This is a genomic window from uncultured Thiodictyon sp. (genome assembly GCF_903946935.1).
Lineage (GTDB): Bacteria > Pseudomonadota > Gammaproteobacteria > Chromatiales > Chromatiaceae > Thiodictyon.
In genome coordinates this window covers 1-20,169 of record NZ_CAJAXH010000136.1, presented here as the reverse complement: position 1 = coordinate 20,169, position 20,169 = coordinate 1, and the positions used below count along the sequence as shown (strand labels likewise).

At 63.1% G+C, this 20,169-nt stretch carries 16 protein-coding genes; 6 read left to right on the top strand and 10 right to left on the bottom strand.

Annotated features, from left to right (window positions below; translation table 11 throughout):
* Window positions 1-31 precede the first annotated feature (31 nt).
* The 3 genes from QZX93_RS11825 to QZX93_RS11815 all read left to right on the top strand — a co-directional run bounded on the left by QZX93_RS11825 (window position 32) and on the right by QZX93_RS11815 (window position 6,281).
* Window positions 32-1,600, top strand: coding sequence for a class I SAM-dependent DNA methyltransferase (locus QZX93_RS11825; RefSeq protein WP_295388622.1), 1,569 nt, complete (start codon window positions 32-34; stop codon window positions 1,598-1,600).
* A 59-nt stretch (window positions 1,601-1,659) separates the two neighbouring features.
* Window positions 1,660-2,748: a restriction endonuclease subunit S gene (locus QZX93_RS11820; RefSeq protein WP_295388624.1), complete on the top strand. Its 1,089-nt coding sequence runs from the start codon at window positions 1,660-1,662 to the stop codon at window positions 2,746-2,748.
* A gap of 1,955 nt (window positions 2,749-4,703) precedes the next feature.
* Window positions 4,704-6,281, top strand: coding sequence for a B12-binding domain-containing radical SAM protein (locus QZX93_RS11815; RefSeq protein WP_295388627.1), 1,578 nt, complete (start codon window positions 4,704-4,706; stop codon window positions 6,279-6,281).
* A gap of 39 nt (window positions 6,282-6,320) precedes the next feature.
* On the opposite strand, the gene hemF is transcribed toward QZX93_RS11815, so the two are convergent.
* From hemF to QZX93_RS11800, 3 genes are all read right to left on the bottom strand, one after another.
* Entirely contained in the window at window positions 6,321-7,271 is a 951-nt protein-coding gene (hemF, locus tag QZX93_RS11810; protein WP_295388629.1) for an oxygen-dependent coproporphyrinogen oxidase, read from the bottom strand.
* An 8-nt stretch (window positions 7,272-7,279) separates the two neighbouring features.
* Complete coding sequence (locus QZX93_RS11805) at window positions 7,280-8,581, bottom strand: citrate synthase (RefSeq protein ID WP_295388632.1); 1,302 nt, start codon at window positions 8,579-8,581, stop codon at window positions 7,280-7,282.
* Window positions 8,582-8,798: 217 nt separating this feature from the next.
* Complete coding sequence (locus tag QZX93_RS11800; RefSeq protein WP_295388634.1) at window positions 8,799-8,933, bottom strand: hypothetical protein; 135 nt, start codon at window positions 8,931-8,933, stop codon at window positions 8,799-8,801.
* Window positions 8,934-9,247: 314 nt separating this feature from the next.
* On the opposite strand from QZX93_RS11800, the gene QZX93_RS11795 reads away from it, so the two are divergent.
* Both QZX93_RS11795 and QZX93_RS11790 read left to right on the top strand, forming a co-directional pair.
* A complete protein-coding gene (locus tag QZX93_RS11795; protein WP_295388637.1) occupies window positions 9,248-10,405 on the top strand; it encodes a calcium:proton antiporter in 1,158 nt (385 codons plus the stop codon).
* Window positions 10,406-10,460: 55 nt separating this feature from the next.
* On the top strand, window positions 10,461-11,390 hold the full coding sequence (locus QZX93_RS11790) for a hypothetical protein (RefSeq protein WP_295388640.1): 930 nt from the start codon (window positions 10,461-10,463) through the stop codon (window positions 11,388-11,390).
* A 170-nt stretch (window positions 11,391-11,560) separates the two neighbouring features.
* Here the strand turns inward: QZX93_RS11790 and mltB are convergent, their stop codons facing one another.
* Together mltB and QZX93_RS11780 are read right to left on the bottom strand one after the other, a co-directional pair.
* Window positions 11,561-12,676: a lytic murein transglycosylase B gene (gene mltB, locus QZX93_RS11785; protein WP_295388642.1), complete on the bottom strand. Its 1,116-nt coding sequence runs from the start codon at window positions 12,674-12,676 to the stop codon at window positions 11,561-11,563.
* 97 nt (window positions 12,677-12,773) lie between these two features.
* Window positions 12,774-13,160, bottom strand: coding sequence for a RidA family protein (locus QZX93_RS11780; RefSeq protein WP_295388646.1), 387 nt, complete (start codon window positions 13,158-13,160; stop codon window positions 12,774-12,776).
* A gap of 133 nt (window positions 13,161-13,293) precedes the next feature.
* Here QZX93_RS11780 and QZX93_RS11775 point away from each other — a divergent pair, with 133 nt between their 5' ends.
* Window positions 13,294-14,178 carry a phosphoribosylaminoimidazolesuccinocarboxamide synthase gene (locus QZX93_RS11775; protein ID WP_295388648.1) on the top strand — a complete coding sequence of 295 codons (885 nt, stop codon included), beginning with the start codon at window positions 13,294-13,296 and terminating at the stop codon, window positions 14,176-14,178.
* Window positions 14,179-14,470: 292 nt separating this feature from the next.
* Here QZX93_RS11775 and QZX93_RS11770 read toward each other — a convergent pair whose 3' ends face one another.
* From QZX93_RS11770 to cobJ, 5 genes are all read right to left on the bottom strand, one after another.
* Window positions 14,471-16,246, bottom strand: a complete 1,776-nt coding sequence (locus tag QZX93_RS11770; protein ID WP_295388650.1) for a hypothetical protein — start codon at window positions 16,244-16,246, stop codon at window positions 14,471-14,473.
* 783 nt (window positions 16,247-17,029) lie between these two features.
* Window positions 17,030-17,263, bottom strand: a complete 234-nt coding sequence (locus tag QZX93_RS11765; RefSeq protein ID WP_295388651.1) for a hypothetical protein — start codon at window positions 17,261-17,263, stop codon at window positions 17,030-17,032.
* Between the two features lie 70 nt (window positions 17,264-17,333).
* Window positions 17,334-18,209 carry a hypothetical protein gene (locus QZX93_RS11760; RefSeq protein ID WP_295388652.1) on the bottom strand — a complete coding sequence of 292 codons (876 nt, stop codon included), beginning with the start codon at window positions 18,207-18,209 and terminating at the stop codon, window positions 17,334-17,336.
* 359 nt (window positions 18,210-18,568) lie between these two features.
* Window positions 18,569-19,126: a diheme cytochrome c gene (locus QZX93_RS11755; protein WP_295388655.1), complete on the bottom strand. Its 558-nt coding sequence runs from the start codon at window positions 19,124-19,126 to the stop codon at window positions 18,569-18,571.
* Window positions 19,127-19,154: 28 nt separating this feature from the next.
* A complete protein-coding gene (gene cobJ / locus QZX93_RS11750) occupies window positions 19,155-20,108 on the bottom strand; it encodes a precorrin-3B C(17)-methyltransferase (RefSeq protein ID WP_295388656.1) in 954 nt (317 codons plus the stop codon).
* Between the last annotated feature and the right edge of the window lie 61 nt (window positions 20,109-20,169).

Sequence of the window (20,169 nt, the reverse complement as noted above, 5' to 3'; positions counted from 1 at the left end):
GCCACCATTTCGACTCAATAGACCGCCATCCATGCACCCGAAGAAATCCGCCGCCCCCCAGACCACCGCCCAGCAACTCGGGGCCATCATCAAGTCCGCCCGCAACACCATGCGCAAGGACAAGGGGCTCAATGGCGACCTCGACCGCCTGCCCATGCTCACCTGGATCATGTTTCTCAAGTTCCTGGACGACATGGAACTGATGCGCGAGACCAACGCGGCACTGGCCGGAACACCGTTTCGCCCGGACATCGCGCCCCCGTATCGCTGGCGCGACTGGGGCGCCGACCCGGCTGGCATCACCGGCGAGGACCTCATTGCATTCGTCAACAACGACGAGGCCATGCGTCCCAATGGCAGCCGCGGGTCCGGGCTCTTCTATTACCTGCGCGGCCTGCGCAGCGCCGAGGGTGCGGACCGCCGCGATGTGATCGGCACCGTCTTCCGCGGCATGCAGAACCGCATGACGGACGGCTATCTGTTGCGCGAGGTCATCAATCTGATCAACCGCATCCACTTCACCGCCACGGCGGAAATGCATATCCTCAGCCGGCTCTATGAGACCCTGCTGCGCGAAATGCGCGACGCCGCCGGGGATTCTGGCGAATTCTATACCCCGCGCCCAGCGGTGCGCTTCATGGTCCAGGTGATGGACCCACGCCTCGGCGAGACCGTATTCGACCCGGCCTGCGGCACCGGCGGCTTCCTGGTGGAGGCATTCAGCCATCTACAGGCGCAATGCCACTCGGTGGCCGACGAGAAGACCTTACAAACCAGCAGCATCCGCGGCGGCGAGGCCAAGTCGCTACCCTACCTGCTGGCCCAGATGAACCTGTTGCTGCACGGGCTGGACCACCCCCGCATCGACCCCGGCAACAGCCTGCGCATCCCCTTGCGTGACATCACCGATAAGGACCGGGTGGATCTGATCCTGACCAACGTCCCCTTCGGCGGCGAGGAGGACAAGGGTATCCTTGGCAACTTCCCCAAGGACCGACAGACGGCGGAAACGGCGTTGCTCTTCCTTCAACTCATCATGCGCCGGATCAAACGCCCCGGGGCGGACAACGACCGCGGTGGGCGCGCCGGCGTGATCGTCCCCAATGGCACCCTGTTCGGTGACGGGATCTCGGCCCGCATCAAGGAAGACCTGCTCAAGCACTATAACCTGCACACCATCGTGCGCCTGCCGGAGGGTGTCTTTGCGCCCTATACCGACATCCCGTCCAACCTGCTCTTTTTCGACCGCTCCGGCCCGACCAGCGGCATCTGGTACTACCAGATTCAGCTCCCGGAGGGTCGGCGCAAGTACACCAAGACCAAGCCCATGGAAGATGCCGATTTCGCCGACTGTCTGGCTTGGTGGAACGATCGTCAGGAGGGGGCGAATGCCTGGCGAGCCAAGGCCGCCGACCTGATCAAGTATGACGCGCAAGGGCGGCTACTAGCGGTGAATCTGGACATCAAGAATCCTAACAGCCTGGAGGCGCTGGAGCATCGGGAGCCAGCATCCTTACTGAATGATATGATGGAAAAGGAACATAGTCTCTTGCACATTCTTTCAGAGATCAAAAAAATTATTGACGAGGCGCCAGCATGATGCGAGGTTGGCAATCGGTCCAGCTCGGTAACGTCCTTCGCAAATCTGACCGTTGGGTGATGATCGATCCCGAGAGAAACTATCAGGAAGTGACCGTCCGAATGAACGGGAAAGGCGTAATCGCCCGGGGCTATCGGATGGGAAGTGAGATGGCGGGGGACCGAAGGCTGGAAGTCCGCACAGGCCAATTCATTATCTCGCGAATCGACGCGCGTAACGGCGCATCTGGGATCGTTCCCGAGGACCTGAACGGCGCGTTGGTCACGAATGACTTCCCCGTCTTCGACTGCGACGAGACACGAATCAAGGTTGGCTTTCTTCACTGGTTGAGCAAGACGGCTGGCTTCGTCGATGCCTGCCGTGCCACGAGCGAAGGTTCAACAAACCGCGTTCGATTGAAAGAAGACCTTTTCGCCAATATTCAGATCGAGATTCCGCCAATTGCTGACCAGGATCGGATCGTTAGGACGATCAAATCCATCGCCGCCCGACTCGAAGCGGCCCGCCAACTGCGCCAGGGAATTCAAGACGACGGCAAGGCCCTGCTGCATAGCGTCTTCCACCGCCTGATCAAAGGCGCTACCTATCGTCCACTCGCAGAGGTTGCCCCCATTGTCCGCCGCCCGATTGAGATCGAACTGGAGGCAACCTACGAGGAGATTGGGATACGCTCCTTTCACAAAGGAACGTTTTTCAAGTGCAACTCGCTCGGAGCGGACATCAGTCACAAGAGCATGTTTCAGATGGTTCCCGGCGACCTCGTATTCAGTAACATCATGGCGTGGGAGGGTGCCATCGCGGTTGTTCGCCCTGAAGATCAAGGACGCATCGGCGTCCATCGCTTTATCACCTGCGTACCCCATCCAGACATTGCCGATACGAACTTTCTTTGGTTCTATTTTCAAACAGGGAAAGGCTTTGAACAAATCGTTTCAGCCTCTCCAGCCACCATCGCTCGCAACCGCACACTGAGCGTCAAAAAGCTGGAGGCAATCGAGGTTCCAGTACCTTCGTTCGAGAAGCAGCAGCGCTTTGCAGCACTGCAACAGCAGATCGCCGCGATTCATCAAGCCCAAGCCGCCAACCAATCCGAACTGGACGCCCTGCTCCCCGCCGTCCTCGACAAGGCATTCAAGGGCGAGCTGTGAACTACCCCGCCATTCATTCCCACTCTGCGCCTCTGCGTCTCCGCGTGAGATAAATCAAGAATAGTCACGCAGAGGCGCAGAGACGCAGAGAAGAATGAAAAGGCGAATGATTCACCCTAAAAAGAGCAGTTGTCACGCCAAGGCGCCAAGCTCGCCAAGGCTTTTCACTGCGTTATCAGCGTTGCGGCAGTCGCCCGGAGGGTGATGCCGATGCTGCGCACATCTTTTTGTTTCTTCTTGGCGTCTTGGCGCCTTGGCGTGAGCAACTGCCGGATTTAGGTTCACGCAACACCTTGAACACCAGCACTGGCAAGGGGGAACGATGCCACCTTAACTCTGCTCTTCTTCCTCTGCGTCTCCGCGTCTCTGCGTGAGATAATTCCCCTTTGGATCTAGCTGCCACGCGGGCACTAGCGCCGATCTACGCTGAGGGGACCTGAGGGATGGATCTTGAAGATCACGTGGACCACTAATCCTTGCAGCAACCCGTCGCGGCAGGTGTAACGCCGGCCCGAAAGTAGGAACGCGACAGAGCCGCGGCCTCCCGGGGATGTACCCACATCAACGCAGTGCTTGCGGGATCCGATCGTCCATGCCCATCACTGATTGATCGATGTCGGACACCCTTCGTTGCATGTTCCGGTATGGCTCGCCTATCTGTGGCACCCGTCGTCGCATGTCCCGATATGGGTGCCTATGTCCGGCACCCGACGCTGCATCGTCCTGCATAGCCAGATGACTTTGCAGCACCCGGCGTTGTATCTTTCTGCATAGACCGATGACTTTCAGCGACCCGGCATTGAGCGTCCGGCATCCGCCATTGTATCTCTCAACATAGATCGTCCTGTTTGCGGAAGTCTCCGATGTAAGATGAGAGATGAATCGCCCTATCTCTGGAAATCTCCGTTGTATGTCTGGCCATGCATCTTCCTATCTCTGAAGATCTCCCGCGTCTGTCCGGTCATATATCGTCCTATCCCTGAAGCTCTCCGTTGTGTCTCCGTAAGGCGCTCCGTTGTATCTCCCGCCATGTATCGTCCTATCTCTGAAGCTCTCCGTTGTGTCTCCGGCCATATACGTCCTATCTCTGGAGCCCTCCGTTGCGTCTCCGGCCATGTATCTTCCAGTCGCTGAAGCTCTGCGCTTATGTCCAGGCATGGACCGCCCTATCTCTGGAGCTCTGCGCTTATGCCCAATCATGGGTGGCCCTATCTCCGATAGCCGCCGTTGTATGTTTTGGCATCATCGGTCCAGCTCACAACACCATCGATCAATGGCCCCACTGGATAGATCCATCCCGGGTATCAGTGGGTTAGCGCGGGGCCAGACATCACCCAGTCGCGGCTGCCGCTCCTCCCTGCGCCGGACGGCGCCTTGTGACCATCCAGGCCGACGACGCCTTCAGGCGGGGGGTAAACGCCTGGCTGGCCGGATTTACCGCCTGTTCCCAGGATGCATTCCAACCGCTTGCAGAGCCCGACGAACACGAGCCACCCTAGATCCAGCGTCTAAAATGTGCCGAAGTAGAGGTCACGGACGACGTTTTGCGGGATAATCCTTCCTACATGGACATCCCCAAATCTCACCGCCCACTGCGACGGCCCCGGAGCCGTCGCGCCGAACCCCGTGCATCTGGGAATGCAGGCCGGTGCGCACCGCGGGCCTTCGTATGGACCGCCCTCCCCTCTGGCCACATACCGACCACAGAGCACCCTGAAAATCGCGCCAGGCCCCGGTGGGAGCGGCTTCAGCCGCGACGCGCCCTCGCAAGCTGCCTGGCCTCGTCGCGACTGAAGCCGCTCCCACGGGAACTGATATTTTCAGGGGTCGCTGGCCTTGCTTCCATGACCGTTAGCCAGAAGCCGTTGCGCCGGCACCCTTGGTGCGACGACCATCGGGGCCGCTAAGGCCTTGGCCCGTTTAACATGCTATCTGCGTAATCTCACTATTTAATCATGAATGTCTTACTGATCTATCCACTCTTCCCCAAGAGCTTTTGGTCCTTTGAAAAGACCCTGGCGATGTTGGATCGCAAGGCCATGTTACCACCGCTGGGCCTGGTGACAGTCGCCGCGATCTTGCCGCAGGAATGGCACTATCAACTCGTCGATCGCAATATTCGCCAGGTGACGCAGGCGCAATGGGCCTGGGCGGACTTGGTGATGTTGTCCGCGATGATTGTGCAAAAGGAGGATTTCTTAGACCAGATTCAGGAAGCGAAGCGGCATGGTAAGCGGGTGGCCGTGGGCGGCCCTTATCCGACGGCCCTGCCCGGCGAAGTCACCGATGTGGGGGCCGATTACTTGGTCTTGGATGAAGGCGAAATCACCATACCCCTGTTTCTCGATGCGCTACGGCGTGGTGAAACCGCCGGCGTCTTTCGCTCCGGGGGTGAAAAACCCGATGTCTGCACCACCCCCATTCCTCGTTTCGACTTACTGGAGTTCGACGCCTATTCGGAAATGTCGGTGCAATTTTCCCGTGGCTGCCCCTTCCAGTGCGAGTTTTGCGACATCATTGTTCTCTACGGGCGCAAGCCTCGTACCAAGGAACCACAGCAACTGTTAGCCGAGCTCGATTATCTCTACCAATTAGGCTGGCGGCGCAGCATATTTATGGTGGATGACAACTTCATTGGCAACAAGGGTAAGGTCAAATTATTCTTAAAGGAACTGCTGCCTTGGATGATTGCACATCAGTATCCCTTTTCTTTTGCCACGGAAGCCTCTGTTGATTTAGCTCAAGATCAAGAGCTCATGGATATGATGGTCATGTGTAATTTTGGGGCGGTCTTCTTGGGCATTGAAACACCCGATGAGGAAAGTCTCGCCTTGACTAAGAAGCACCAAAACACTAAAAACCCCCTGAGTGAGGCCGTGTTGAAAATCACCCGCTCAGGGCTGCGCGTAATGGCCGGTTTTATTATTGGTTTCGATGGCGAAAAACCAGGCGCCGGCGCGCGGGTTGTTCAGTTTACCGAACAAACGGCGATTCCTACCGCCTCATTTAGTATGTTGCAGGCGCTGCCGGATACCGCACTCTGGCATCGCCTGGAAAAGGAAGGGCGACTCAGCGGCACGTCGGGCAACATCAACCAGACCACGCTGATAAATTTTGTACCCACGCGACCAATAGAAACGATCGCGCAGGAATATGTGCAGGCCTTCTGGGACTTGTATGATCCATCACGCTTCCTGGACCGCACTTACCGTCACTTCCGTCTCTTGGGTGAGGCCACTTACCCGAAAAAGGGCAAAGGCCGAAAGAAGCAAGTGCAATGGAAGGTGTTGCGCGCATTGTTCACCATCTGCTGGCGCCAAGGCGTGGTACGTAAAACGCGGTGGCAATTCTGGCACTACCTATGGAAGATGGTTCGGCATAATCCCGGTGGCATCAGTAGTTATTTGTCCGTTTGTGCCCAGATCGAGCATTTCCTGGAGTATCGCCAGCTTGTCCGTGACCAGATCGAGGCGCAAGTCGCCGCGTGCTTGAAAGCAGAAGCAAGCATACCGCCAAGTGTCGGTGCGACTTAAGTCGCACCGACGTCGGCTGCGACGGTGGTTCCTATCCGCCTAAGGGCGCACGTCGGCCCACTCCCGCGGGGCCAGGAAGTGCTCGCAGAGCCGCGCCTCCGGGCTGCCGGGTTCGGGCTTCCAGTCATAACGGAAGCTCACCTCCGGCGGCAGTGACATCAGGATGGACTCGGTACGCCCACCCGATTGGAGACCGAATAAGGTGCCGCGGTCGCAGACCAGATTGAACTCGACATAGCGGCCGCGGCGGTATTTCTGGAAGGACCGCTCACGCTCGCCATAGACTAGGTTGCGCCGCCGTTCGACGATCGGCAGATAGGCGGTCAGATAGACCTCACCCACCGCGCGCAGGAAGTCGAAGGCAGCGGCGAATCCGCCCGCCCCACCCCCGCCCGGCGGGCCGTCAGGCCCCACATCATCGAAGAAGATCCCCCCGATGCCGCGGGGTTCAGACCGATGCTTGAGCCAAAAATACTCGTCGCACCACCGCTTGCAGCGGGGATAAACCCCCGCGCCGAAGGGCAGACAGGCCGCCCGGGCGCTACGGTGCCAATGGATGGCATCCTCGTCGAAACCATAATAGGGGGTCAGGTCGAACCCGCCGCCGAACCACCAGGCTGGCGGCTCGCTTGGGTGCTCACTCACAAAAAACCGCAGGTTGAGATGCGTACTGGGGACATAGGGGTTGCGCGGATGCAGCACCAGTGAGACCCCCATGGCCTGAAAACCCCGCCCGGCCAATTCCGGGCGGTTGGCGGTGGCGGACGTCGGCAACGCCTCGCCGCAGACCCGCGAGACATTGACCCCACCCTGCTCGAATACCGCCCCATCGGCGATCACGCGCGTGCGCCCGCCCCCGCCCCGGGGGCGTTCCCAGACATCCTCTCGAAAACCGGCCTCACCATCGACCGCCTCCAGGGCGCTACACAAGCGGTCCTGGAGGTCGCACAGATAGCGCCAGACCGCCTCGCTATCGGGGGCGTCAACCATTTCCCTGACTAGGAGCGCAGGTCAAGCTGGACATAGTCGCGCTGGGTCTCGCCGGTATAGATCTGACGCGGCCGCGCGATCTTGTTGGCCATGGTGCGGTTCTGCTCCCACCAGTGGGCGATCCAACCGGGCAGCCGGCCGATGGCGAAGATGACGGTGAACATGTTGGTCGGGATACCGATGGCCCGCAGCAGGATGCCGCTGTAGAAATCGACGTTCGGGTAGAGCTGACGCTCGATGAAATAGGGGTCCGAGAGTGCGATCTCCTCCAGCCGCCGAGCGATGTTCAGGAGTGGGTCGTTCGCGCTCAACTGGGGCAACAGCTTCTCGGCGATGGCACCGAGCATCTTGGCGCGCGGGTCGAAGTTCTTGTAGACCCGATGGCCGAACCCCATCAACCGCACCTTGCTGTCCTTGTCCTTGGCCAGCTGCACATATTCCTCCGCCGTGAGGTTACCCTGATGGATCTGCTCCAGCATGCCCAGCACCTCCACATTCGCCCCGCCATGCAGCGGCCCCCACAGGGCGCACACCCCGGAGGCGCAGGAGGCGAACAAATTGGCACCGCTGGAACCGACCATGCGTACCGTAGAGGTGGAGCAGTTCTGTTCGTGGTCGGCATGCAGGATCAGGATCAGATTCAGTGCATCGCGCACCAACTGGGGGCAGACATATTGCCGATAGGGCTGGGAGAACATCATGTGCAAAAAGTTCGGCACATAGCGCAGGGACGGATCGGGATAGATATAGGGCAGGCCCCGCGAGTGGCGGAAGGCATAGGCGGCAATGGTGCGGATCTTGCTGATCAGGCGGGCCGCCGCGTGATTGAACTGGGTCTCGTCCTCCAGCTCGTGCAGTTCCGGGTGGAAGCACGAGAGTGAATTGATCATGGCCGAGAGGATGGCCATGGGTGGTGCGGCACGCGGGAAGCCCTCGAACTGGTGCTTCATCCCCTCGTCGAGGAAGGAGTAACGGGTCAGGTCCTCGGAGAACGAGGCATACTCCGCGGGGGTCGGCAAATGGCCGCTGATCAGCAGCCAGGCCACCTCGGTGAAGGTGGGGCTGTCGGCAAACTGTTCGATGGGAATGCCGCGGTAACGCAGGATGCCCTGTTCGCCGTCGATAAAGGTGATGGCGCTCTCGCAACTGCCGGTGTTGCCATAGCCGGGGTCGAGTGTAATGTGGCCGGTCTTGGCGCGCAGGTCGCCGATATCGATGGCGCGCTCACCCTCGCTGCCTTCCGTAACGGGGAATCGGTATTCGTTACCACCCAGGATCAGGGTTGCCTGGTCAGGATTGACTGCGGACATTGGCGGGGTCTCCGGATTTACGTCAAAGGATCGCCCCGGCCGTCGACGGACGGCGGAGGAGAACACTCAAGGTGCAAGATTCAAGGTTCAAGGTCAACACCTGGCCCCCACTTACCGGCAAACGGCAGGGCCAACAGGCTGAACAAGGCACAAATCGCGCCAGGATGGCTGGGGCACTGACGCGTCAGCTCGGCCCCGCTGGGGACACTGGCCGGACTCAGCGGCTCGACTTGTCGGTGATCGAGCGGACGGAGTCGATCGCCTTTTGCTGCCACTCCTTGGCCCACGGCGGTTGCGGCAGGTTCCAGCCGATGACGATGCCGATGGCGATAAACAAGAGCATACCAAACATGATGAATCCTCAGTGGGGTGGAGATTTGAAACCTGGGAATAAAAGGGGTCAAACCCAGGCCCCGACGGATCCGGGACTGCCCCCCAAGGTGCGCCCCGTCCGCGGTTGGATGTTACCGCGCCGGGGCCCCCCGGGATACCGCCGAGAACCTGACACTCAGTATGCTTCTTACCCGCGTCTTTGGTTATCATTGGGGCTGCGTGCCGGTTAGGCCAACATCGCCAGTCTGACCGGCCACGACCTGCGACGCCCCGCGGGAGGCCGTGGTCTACCGGGTCATCGAAATATCAACGCCGGACCATCCTAACGCCCGCATGAATCGCGACCTCAAGCCCCAGGATACCCAACCCGCGCACCCCGCCGCTACCTGGAGGCGGTGGCGCCCGGAGTGGCCGCTGCTGCTGGCCCTGGGCACCGTCGCGGTGCTCCTGGCGTTCGGCAAGGCCTGGCTCAACGACCCGACCCAACCGCTGTGGCTCTGTCTCCTCTTCACCGGGCTGTTTGTCACCATCCTGCTGGCGGCGACCCGGGTGGTCCACCACGCGGAATGTCTGGCGATCCGCTTCGGGGAACCCTACGGCACCCTGATCCTGACCCTCTCAGTCACCTCCATTGAGGTGCTGATGATCGCCGCACTGATGCTGCATGGCGGCAACAACCCGACCTTGGCGCGGGATTCCATGTTCGCGGTGGTGATGATCGTGCTCAATGGGCTGGTGGGGCTGGCCCTGATGCTCGGCGCCTTGCGTTACCGGGAGCAGTCCTACAACCTGCAGGGTGCCCGCGCCTATCTCAGTGTGATCGTGCCGCTGGCAGTCCTGAGCCTGGTCCTGCCCACGGTCACGATCTCCACGCCCGAGCCGACCCTGAACGGATTCCAGTCCGTGTTCCTGATCCTGATCTCGCTCGGCCTCTATGGCACCTTTCTGATGATCCAGACCAGGCGCCACTGTAGTTATTTCACCGACGACGGGGATAGCAAAGAGGACGAGGGCGCGGACACCAGGCACCCGGTCCCGGACTCGCCCTACCGGCACAGTACACTGCTGCTGACCTATCTGGCCCTGGCGATCGTGCTCTCGGAGGCCCTGGCCATCCCGCTGGATGTCGGCATTGAGGTCTTACACCTGCCGGCCCCCTTGGGCGGGCTGATCGTCGCCACCCTGGTGCTCACCCCAGAGGCCATGAGCGCGGTACGCGCGGCGCTGAAGAACCGGCTGCAACGGGCGGTCAACATCGCCATGGGTTCGGTGCTCGCCACCATCGGCCTGACGGTCCCCGCCGTGCTCGCCATCAGCCTGATCGCGGGCAAGCCGGTCGAACTGGGCTTGAGCGCCGCCGACGCGCTGCTCCTGGGCCTGACCCTGGCCGTGGCTATCCTCACCTTTTCCGGCAACCGCACCAACGTACTCCAGGGCGCGGTTCACCTGATCCTGTTCCTCGCCTATCTCATGCTCATCGTCGCGCCCTAGACCGGGCCCGGCACCGATACACTTAACCTATCCACCCCTGCGAACGACAAGACCCATGTCCGAGTCTACCGAAAACGGCACCCGCCGCGAGATCGACGGCGAGTTGCGCGTCTACTATGACGGGTACTGGATCAAGCACTACGAGCCGCCAGCCAACAGCCTGGACATCCGCAAGCGCCTGATCCGGGCACTGACCCGGCGGCTTTTCAACCATGTGGAACATGGCATCAACATCCCCGGGAGCCGCTTGAGCGAAGCGCGCGCGGCCTACCAGGCCGAGACCGACATCGAGCGCAAGCGGGTCAACGGCGCCATGCTGGCCGGCGCACTCTTCAACCGGGCCGCGGATATTTTCACCTCGCTGGTGGACTTACAGTCGGCGGGGGTCGAAATCACCCACGACAACACCCTGATGCGCGAGTGCGGCCAATGCCTGATGGAGGCCCTGGATCTGGGTAAGATGGTGAAGCACCGCGGCGGCGACGAGGGTATCGACGAACTCTGGGGGGAGCCCTTCAAGGCGTTCTCGATCTCCATCGAGGATTTTTACGAAAGCCGCTATGTCAAGATGGCCATGGCCATGCGGGACATCGACCGGCTCGGCACCGGCCTCAAGGACGCCTTCTCCACCAGCACCCGGTTCTCCGATATCGACCCACGCATCGACCACCTGACGCGGGCCGCCAAGCGCAAGTCCGAGATCCTGCGCACCGACCCGAGCATCTTCGAGGTCTGGTCGGACTATGTGGTCGCGCGCGAACAGCTCTGCAACATCCAGCCCCAGGTGCCGGCGGTGCCGGACGCGGCGGCCATCCGTGAAATACTGGAGGGGGCACGGCTACTGCGCGAGGGGGCCGACCTGATCACCCACATCGTGCGCGCGCGGGTCCCCATGCCCAAGAGCACCCGAGAATTTCTCGATCGCTGCAACCGCTTTCGCCAGGCCATCTGCCAGTCGAACGAGGAGCGCGGGGCGAACGGTTAGCGAGGCGATGGTGTCACGCCAAGGCGCCAAGCTCGCCAAGAAATACAATAGGGTAGGCGAAGTCACCAGATCGCCCGCCGGGCGGATCGCCCAGCGAGGATAACACGCTGAAAAACCTTGGCGAGCTTGGCGCCTTGGCGCCTTGGCGTGAGCAATTCCCCTCTTTGAGCTCAGGGCAGCCCGGCCACCCGGACCCCGCCGCCACCCAGGCGCGACTTGACCGCGTTGCCGAGTTGATAGACCGCCATCGCATAGTAGGCGCTGTGGTTGTAGCGGGTGATCACATAAAAGTTGTGCAGCCCCAACCAATAGTCGTAGCCGGTACCCACGTCGAACTTGAGCAGGCTCACCGTGGTCGCCCCGCCCAGCGACCCGCTCGGCGTGATCCCGGCACCCGCCAGGGTCGCGAGCGAGTAACTGGTGTCGAACCCGGCCTTGAGCGAACCGGCAGCCGGCCCGGCATTCGCGCGCACCGCCACCGGCTCCCCGGTGCGCCAACCATGTCCCTTGAAGTAGTTGGCGACGCTGCCGATGGCGTCCACCGGATGCCACAGGGTGCGATGGTGGTCGCCGTTGAAGTCGACACCGTACTGACGGATGCTCGATGGCATGAACTGACCATACCCCATGGCCCCGGCGAAGGAGCCGGTCGGCTGGAAGGGGTCGATGCCCTCCTCCCGGGTCATCAGCAGGAAGGCCTCCAGCTCGCCGCTGAAATAGTCCGCCCGACGCGGGTAGGCGAATGACAGGGTGGCCAGCGCGTCGATGATGCGGGTCTTGCCCATGATCCGGCCCCAGCGCGTCTCCACGCCGATGATGCCGACGATGATCTCCGGCGGCACCCCGTAGGTGGCCGAGGCCCGCTGCAACTCGCCGCGATGCTGCTGCCAGAAGGCTACACCCTTGTCGATGTTGTCGGCGGTGACGAATTTGGCCCGGTAGCGCGTCCAACCCCCGGTGGGCACCGACGAACCGCCGCTGCGCGCGGGCCGGCTCGCCTGCTTGTCCATCTGCGCGATGATCCAAGACTGGCGTTGCGCGCGCGACAGGATGGACATCACCGACTGGGCATCGTACCCATGGCGCTGCTGCATCATCTGGGCGAAGCGCAGCGCGGCCGGGTTGTCGGCGAAGGTCGCTGAACTGCTGGTTCCATAGCCGCCATGGGAGGAACGTTCGGGGGCATTGCGGCCCACCTCCCGCGTGGGGTTGGAGCCGCAACCCACCAGCGACAGGACCAACAGGAGCGAAAACAGTGACCGGGAACGGGACAGGATGACGCGCACAAAAACACCCCGAGGGCTGGGTAGCAGAGCCTGGAATGGTAAACCATCCTCTAATGATTGCAAGCCAAGGCCTCAGTTTCGCAAGACTTAGCGCACGTCAGCCGCCCAGCGCCAGGATCGCATCCATCTCCACCGCCGCGCCCTTGGGCAGGGCCGCCACACCAACGGCGGCCCGCGCCGGGTAGGGCTCGGCAAAGAACTCGGCCATGACCTGGTTAACCAGGGGGAAATGCGCCAGATCGGTCAGAAAGACATTGAGCTTCGCCACGTCGGCCAGGTTGCCCCCCGCCGCGGTCGCCACCGCGGACAGGTTGCAAAATACCTGCCTGATCTGCGCCTCCATATCTCCGTCCACCAGGGACATCGTCTGCGGCACCAGGGGGATCTGGCCGGAGAGATAGACGGTATCCCCTACCCGAACCGCCTGCGAATAGGTCCCGATGGCCTGGGGGGCCTGGTCGGTGCTGATGATTTGTCTCGACATCTGGTGAGTCCGCGTTGGTGAAGGTGGTGGGCAAGAAACTGCGGCAAGATGGTAAGACATCCCCCGCGCAATGCAAACCACCCGCCGCCCCGCGAGCCGATATACTGTCGGCCCATTCGACCGGGGAGCACCCATGTCCGCACTCTTTGAATCCAACCTCCGGGGCCTGCCGCTGATCGGCCGGGGCAAGGTCCGGGACCTCTATGCCGTCGGCACCGATCACCTGCTGGTGGTGACGACCGATCGCTTGTCCGCCTTCGACGTGGTGCTGCCCCAGCCCATCCCCGGCAAGGGCGAGGTCCTGACCAGGGTGTCGAACTTTTGGTTCGCCCGCACCGCGGGGCTGATTCCCAATCAGTTGAGCGGCATCCCGCTCGAGGAGGTCGTGACCGACCCGGCGGAGCGCGCACAACTGGGGGAGCGCGCACTGGTGGTGCGCCGGCTCAAGCCGCTGCCGGTCGAGGCCATCGTACGCGGCTATCTGATCGGTTCGGGCTGGAAGGACTATCAGGCGAGCGGCGCCGTGTGCGGCATCGGGCTGCCGGCGGGGCTGCGCCAGGCCGACGCGCTGCCTGAGCCCATCTTTACCCCGTCGACCAAGGCGGAACTCGGCACCCACGACGAGAACGTCGACTTCGCCCACACCATCCGCCTCCTGGGCGCCGAGCTGGCGGGCGAGGTACGGGATGCCAGCCTGCGGATCTATCGCGAGAGCGCCGCCTACGCCCTGCGCCGCGGCATCATCATCGCCGACACCAAGTTCGAGTTCGGCCTGGACGACCACGGCCGTCTGCACCTGATCGACGAGGTGCTGACCCCCGACTCGTCGCGCTTCTGGCCCGCCGACCAATACAGCCCGGGCACGAGCCCCCCGAGCTTCGACAAGCAGTTCGTGCGCGATTATCTGGAGACCCTGGACTGGGACAAGACCGCCCCCGGTCCGAACCTGCCGCAAGACATCATCGAGCGCACCGCCGCCAAATATCGCGAGGCAGAGGAGCGACTGACCGGCGCCTGATCGGCGCTCCCAGGTCGGACGGGGCATTTGCCCTGTCCGTAAGGTTTTCGGCACTGCTTGCGGCATCGGCCGTTAAGCCTAAGTCCGGCATTTGCTCACGCCAAGGCGCCAAGACGCCAAGACGCCAATAATAAACAACGAGATGTGCGCAGCATCGGCATCACCCTGCGGTGAGTGGCGAACGACAATAACGTTTTGAAAAACCTTGGCGAGCTTGGCGCCTTGGCGTGAGAACCGCGCTTTCTTAGGTTAAGGGGCCGCGCCCAAAATAGTCGGGACGAGACCAATACCGCTAAACCCCGCTCGACATCCCATCGAACCCCTCCCGATAGCGCCGCAGCCAGTCCTCGAAGAGCGGCACCCGAAGGCGCCAGCGGCCGTCCGCTTCGATGATATAACCGTGCTCGGCCAGCCGTGTCAGGGCCGCGCGGTTGGCGGGCGGGCGGCCGGCCAGGACATCCTCCACACAGGCACGGCAGCCGGGGACGACGCAGAACTCGTTCCAAAAACGCTCCATGGCGGGGGACTCACGGTCGACGCCGCGGACCAGGGCCTCATCCAGGTCGGCCATGGTCATGGCGCGACGCCCGTCGCGGTTGGCGATGTCCACCAGGTGTTTGCAGAGGATCTGGAGCAGGGCCGGGTGGCCGCGGGTGAGATCAAACAGGCGCTCCGGGACCTCGAGCGGGTAGCGCAGCGACGGCACCGGCTCCGTGATCAACCGCAGCGAATCCTCCCGCCCCAGATAGTCCACCCGCAACCGCAGGGCCTGGACGAAGAACTCGGACCAATCGGGGTGGCGCAGTTCAGAGAAGGGCGTCGCCCCGGCAAACAGCAGACAGACCTGGGTCTGGTGCTGGGAGAAGCTGCGGATCGCCCCCAGTAGGCGCCGGCCCTGATCCGGGTCCTGCGCCAGATACCGGTGCAGGGTCTCGTATTCGTCGAAGGCGAGGATCAGGCGGCAGTGGGCGCCTTCGGCTGCCGCCGTGAGCCAGGGCTCAAGCTCCGCCCAAGCGGCGACCCAGTCGTCCGGCGGGTCCCAGTCCTCCGGTTTCAGTTGCAGGGTCTCCGCCACCCGCCGCCGCAGGTCCTTGAGCCAGGCCGGGACCGAGGTGACGGCCGCCCCCTGCATGTCCTGAAAGACCACCCGGAACCCCGCTCCGAGCAGGGTCGGCAGGAAGTTCAGCAGACTGGTCTTGCCCACCCGCCGCTGGCCCTGGATCAGGAGCAGGGGTAGTTCGCGGGCGGTCAGTACCTCGCGTGAGAGTTCGCGGCGCAGGTCTTCGCGGCCGAGGAACAGGTCGGCGTCCTGGCCCGGGCGCAGGGGCGAGCCGGGACGGTAGACATTGGGGGCGATGGGTTCAACCAGACGCGCTTGGTCTTCGATCCGGGTCAGTTCCTTGACCGCCTCGGAGCGCCAGCGGTCGAGTGCCGCCAGGTAGTGACGCGCCCAGTCCTGGGACTCAAGCAAGGTCTGGGCACGGAAGGCGTCCAGGCGGGCGGCGAAGTCGGCAAAGGCGACGCGGCGGAAGCTGATCTGGGTCTCGTGCAGGGCGGTCTCGAGTTGGGCGCGCAGGTCCGCCAGTGATCTGAGCCAGGTATCGGAGGGGCTGAACCGAGGTTGGTCCTGCACCGTCGGCGGCGAGGTCAGTGCCAGATGGTCCAGAGGTCGCTGTGCCCAGAGTCCGGCAAGGACAGGGTGCAACAACTCCGCCGCTAACCGACGTTGTAAGGGACGATTCTCAAGCAAAAACATGATGAAGGCGGCGCCGGTCTCGGGGTCTTTCGCCGCTTGGTCGGTGAGTCGTCGACGCGCCCGCCAGATGGGCAGCACGACCGCCCAGTCCCATAGATAGGGGTTATGACACAAATCCAGGCGAAAGAGCACAAGGAAGCTCTCAATGAGATAGAACAGCACCCGATAATACGCAAAGAAGCAGCCAATCATCATGCCAATGCCGATCCCGAGCCCCGCCTGAACGCCGGCTCCCAGCCCCCATGCTAGGCCCAGTACCAGACCCCAACCCTGGCCCACCGCCAGACTCCTCAGCGAGTCCGTTCTCAGCATACCTGGCGGGTACCATTGCAGGCCAAATCCGAGACCTATTGCGAAGCCCAATCCCAAACCTACTGTCAGATTGAAACCGAGGCCACTTACCAGGCTAAAGAATAAGCCGACTCTGAGGCTCCCCGCCAGTACCGCTGCTAGGCGCCCTACCAGGCCCCCGACCAAGCCCATTCCTAGCAGAAAAAATACGAGAAGGAATATAACCCACTGCGCACGCAAGCGGAGAGCTACAATCAACCGGCCGGTGAAGGTTTCGTGAGAAGCGAAGGCGCTGATCAAGTCTGCTTTGAATTGGCCAGGGAAGTTCAAGGGCAACTCCAGCGCCGTAATGAGCAGGCTGCCGAGCAGCCACAGGCTAATCGCAAACAAACAGATCCACGGAATCGCAGTTAGGTACAGGATCAGCGAGCGGCGACGGCTCAGGGTCTCGCCATAACGATCGAGCCGCTGGTACTCAAAGAGCGCCCACCAAATCAGGTCCAGCCCACCCCTGGGCTCGGCCGGAAGTTCAAATGGATTGCGCTCGGGTCTGGTCATCGCCTGGTACCTCCTTCCGATGACCCCACCGGGGTCACACAGATCAGCCCAGGGCAACGCCCTGGGTCGGTGGTTGTTTCTCTTGTGACACCGCTCCAGCGGTGTCACACCTGTGTCAGGCGCTGTGCGCCGGGAGGTCCGGGAGGGCCTCCGGCAACCGCTGGCCCCTCAAGGCGCGGAGCGCCAGACACAGGCTTGACGCCGCTGGAGCGGCGTCACGAGAAAGAAAGTTGCGCGGCCTGGGGGTCACTCCTCCCCCAAGGCCCCCCGGATCAGCGCCACGTCCACCCCGCCCCGGGAGCCGATCCGCAGGCCGGCGCTCTCGCCCCCGCAACTGATCCCGTCCGGTCCCTCATGCACGAAGCCCGCGGCCACCACCGGCGCGGGGGCAAAGAGGTCCGCCAGATAGCGATGAGAAAAGTCGCTGGGGAAGAGCACCGGGCATTCGCGTCCGCCGGTCTTGAGGACGATGTATTTCATGGGGTGAGGCTGCGCGACTGGTCGCAACACAGCGGTTCCGGCCGGCGGCGAGCGGTCCGCACAGCGGACCCTACCCTCTGCCGCCCGGGAAAAACCCGCCGATCCAGGCGCCGAGCCGCGCGAGCGGCAGCAACTTGCCGAGCCCGGAGGCGCGCCACCAGGTCTGCAACCGATGACGCAGCCGCACCACCGACCCGGGGCCGAGCCGCCGACCGTCCCGATGGACCTCCTGCGCCCACCGCTTCAACCGCTTGCGCAGGGACCAAGTCGGATTGACACCGTCCGCCAGCCGGCGACAGGCCAGATCCAGGAAGTCCCACGGGCAAGGGTTATCCAGCACGGCAGCGGCCAGCCGAGCGCGGTCCTTCTCGTCCAGGCACAGGTGGCGCCGCTCGATCTCGGCCATGACCTCGGACCAGGCCAGGACCGGCAGGTCCTCGCGGGCCAGGTCCAGGATGGAGCCGGTGCGTACCCCGCCCGGGGTCAGGATCACATGCTGCGCAAGCCGCCGCGCGCTCACACAGACCAGCGACAGGCCGCGGTTGCGCAGTGCATTGAGTGCATTGATGAAGGCGTCGTCGTAGGCGGGGTCGAGCTCGGGATTGTCCAGCAGGACATCGAAGCGGTGCAGGAGCAGCGCGGCAGCGGGCAGGTCGCGCTCCAGCCGGTCGCAGAGCTCGCCCAGGCTGGTCGGGGCACCGCCGCCCAGCCCGGCCTGGGACCACAGGTCCGTGACCAGCGCGGGCAGGCTCGCGCGGTGCCGTTTGAGGTTGGCGACCAGCCGCGGCCCCCGGCCGGTCAGTCCGCGCAGGTCATCGAGCAGCCGACCGGCACCCTGGCCAGGCGCGGCGATCAGGTTGATGGCCGCTTCGCACTCCAGGTCCACGCCCAGACGGGCGGTGAAGGTCGGGCGCAGGCAGTGGTGGCAGGGGTGGCAGGGGTCCATGGTCTCTCACTCCGGGGCTGGTCCGGACGGAGAGTCTACCACGAGTGGGGGGCGGTAATCGCGGGTCGATTGCACGATCCATCGGGGTGCCGCCGGGACGCCCGTGGGAAGACTAGCGATCAGTGACTTACGTCAATCAGGAAATGGCTCACGCCAAGGCGCCAAGCTCGCCAAGAAACAAATAGGATAGGTTCAGTATTCAAGGCACCCGCCGGCTGAATGGCCCAGCGCGGAAGCCACTAAAAGAACCTTGGCGCCTTGGCGCCTTGGCGTGACATCCGCCCTTTCCGGGCTTGCGCGCCGTGCCCGAGGCCAGCCGTCCCTGGCGCGGGCTTGCGGCATCCCGGCCGGAATGACGCTCAGCCTTCCCCCCCGGGGATGATGACCGAGCTCTCATAAAAGTGGCCCTTGGCGGCCAGGCGGTGGCACTTGTCGCACTGGCTGAAGCTCTTGACCTGCGGATTGTCCTTGACCAGACGCGCCGGGATCTCGCCGTGCCGGCGCTGGAAGAAGACCGTCTTGGAGATGCGCGGGAGACCGTCGGCCGGCAGTGGGTAGGCGGCGAAGGCGCGGGAGCGGATGGAGCGGGTGTCATTGGCTGCATTGGCGGCCAGGTAGTCACCCAGGTCCTTGGCGACGGCCGGGTCCAGGGTCGCATCGTCGCCGAAGTGGTCGTCCAGCGCGCCCATGATGCGCGCCCAGCCGTCGGCGGGCAGCAGCCCGGGCTGGTAGGCGAAGTGACAACTGCCGCACTCGGTGGCGTAGGACTCGCTCGTAATCAGCGGGACATCGCGCCCGCTGGTCAGTCTGGCCCACAACCCGTCACCCGTCGTCGCGGCCGCGCCCGCCAAAGCAATACCGGTCGCACCGCCGGCGAGCAAGAGTGCGCTGAACGCGCCGACGATCATCTTATTCATGCTGTTTGGTCCTCATCATCACTGCTGTTCAATTTTCAATCGCCGCATCCGCGGACGCCAAGACGGCCGCGATATAGTCCTGCGGCAACCCATAGCGCTGCGCGAGCTCGGCGGCGGACTCACCGCCGGTGCGGATGGTCGCGAGCCAGCCGTCCAACCCGCTGGAGAGTGAATGCCCGCCCCGCTCCCCGTCAACCGTGGTGCGGCCTTGCAGGTCGTATTTGTTGGTATAGCCGCGCGGGGTGATTAACAGCCCGTGCTCGATCCGGGTCTGGCTGTTACCGATCAGCACGGTGGTCAGCATACTGACCTCGCGACTGTCCAGCTCGGCCAGGGTGGTCAGCTCCAGGCGCTGACGCGGCCGGTAGGCGGACTGGACCAGGGCGACCGGGGTATCGGGGCGGCGATGGCAGAGGAACAGACGCTGCGCCTCGACGATCTGCCGGGCGCGCCGTCCGCTCTTGGGGTTGTAGAGCGCGACGACAAAATCGGCCGCCGCCGCCGCGTTGAGCCGGCGGGCGATCACCGGCCAGGGCGTCAAGAGATCCGACAGTGAAATGGCACAAAAGTCATGGCTCAACGGCGCCCCGACCAGGGCCGAGCAACTGGCCAGCGCGGTAACGCCCGGTACCATCTCGACCGCACAGCCGGTCTCGGGCGTCCAGCCGGACTGAAACAGGACCTCGTAGGTCAGTCCGGCCATGCCGTAGACCCCGCTGTCACCCGATGAGATCAGCGCCACGGTGTGACCCGTCTGCGCCAGTTCGACGGCCATCACCGCCCGGTCCAGTTCCTCGGTCATGGTGCTCTTGATCACCTCCTGATCGGTGACCAAGTCGGCCACCAGACGCAGGTAGGTGGCGTGGCCGATGAGGGTGTCGGCGGCGGCGATGGCCTCGCGGGCACGGGCGGTCATGTGGGCCTCGCCGCCGGGACCGATGCCGACCAGGAAGAGCGTGCCGCGGGTGGGACTCTCAGTCATCAATCATCCTCGCAATGGACACCGTGGCGTGTTTGCCGTCGGTGTCTCGTACCTTATGTTT

What these genes read in the sequence shown, in the direction of transcription:
- QZX93_RS11770 (WP_295388650.1), bottom strand. Translation starts at nt 16,246, where the DNA reads ATGCTGAGAACGGACTCGCTGAGGAGTCTGGCGGTGGGCCAGGGTTGG.
- cobJ (WP_295388656.1), bottom strand. Translation starts at nt 20,108, where the DNA reads ATGACTGAGAGTCCCACCCGCGGCACGCTCTTCCTGGTCGGCATCGGT.
- QZX93_RS11825 (WP_295388622.1), top strand. Translation starts at nt 32, where the DNA reads ATGCACCCGAAGAAATCCGCCGCCCCCCAGACCACCGCCCAGCAACTC.
- QZX93_RS11800 (WP_295388634.1), bottom strand. Translation starts at nt 8,933, where the DNA reads ATGTTTGGTATGCTCTTGTTTATCGCCATCGGCATCGTCATCGGCTGG.
- QZX93_RS11775 (WP_295388648.1), top strand. Translation starts at nt 13,294, where the DNA reads ATGTCCGCACTCTTTGAATCCAACCTCCGGGGCCTGCCGCTGATCGGC.
- QZX93_RS11765 (WP_295388651.1), bottom strand. Translation starts at nt 17,263, where the DNA reads ATGAAATACATCGTCCTCAAGACCGGCGGACGCGAATGCCCGGTGCTC.
- QZX93_RS11815 (WP_295388627.1), top strand. Translation starts at nt 4,704, where the DNA reads ATGAATGTCTTACTGATCTATCCACTCTTCCCCAAGAGCTTTTGGTCC.
- QZX93_RS11790 (WP_295388640.1), top strand. Translation starts at nt 10,461, where the DNA reads ATGTCCGAGTCTACCGAAAACGGCACCCGCCGCGAGATCGACGGCGAG.
- QZX93_RS11760 (WP_295388652.1), bottom strand. Translation starts at nt 18,209, where the DNA reads ATGGACCCCTGCCACCCCTGCCACCACTGCCTGCGCCCGACCTTCACC.
- QZX93_RS11795 (WP_295388637.1), top strand. Translation starts at nt 9,248, where the DNA reads ATGAATCGCGACCTCAAGCCCCAGGATACCCAACCCGCGCACCCCGCC.
- QZX93_RS11805 (WP_295388632.1), bottom strand. Translation starts at nt 8,581, where the DNA reads ATGTCCGCAGTCAATCCTGACCAGGCAACCCTGATCCTGGGTGGTAAC.
- QZX93_RS11780 (WP_295388646.1), bottom strand. Translation starts at nt 13,160, where the DNA reads ATGTCGAGACAAATCATCAGCACCGACCAGGCCCCCCAGGCCATCGGG.
- hemF (WP_295388629.1), bottom strand. Translation starts at nt 7,271, where the DNA reads ATGGTTGACGCCCCCGATAGCGAGGCGGTCTGGCGCTATCTGTGCGAC.
- QZX93_RS11820 (WP_295388624.1), top strand. Translation starts at nt 1,660, where the DNA reads ATGATCGATCCCGAGAGAAACTATCAGGAAGTGACCGTCCGAATGAAC.
- QZX93_RS11755 (WP_295388655.1), bottom strand. Translation starts at nt 19,126, where the DNA reads ATGAATAAGATGATCGTCGGCGCGTTCAGCGCACTCTTGCTCGCCGGC.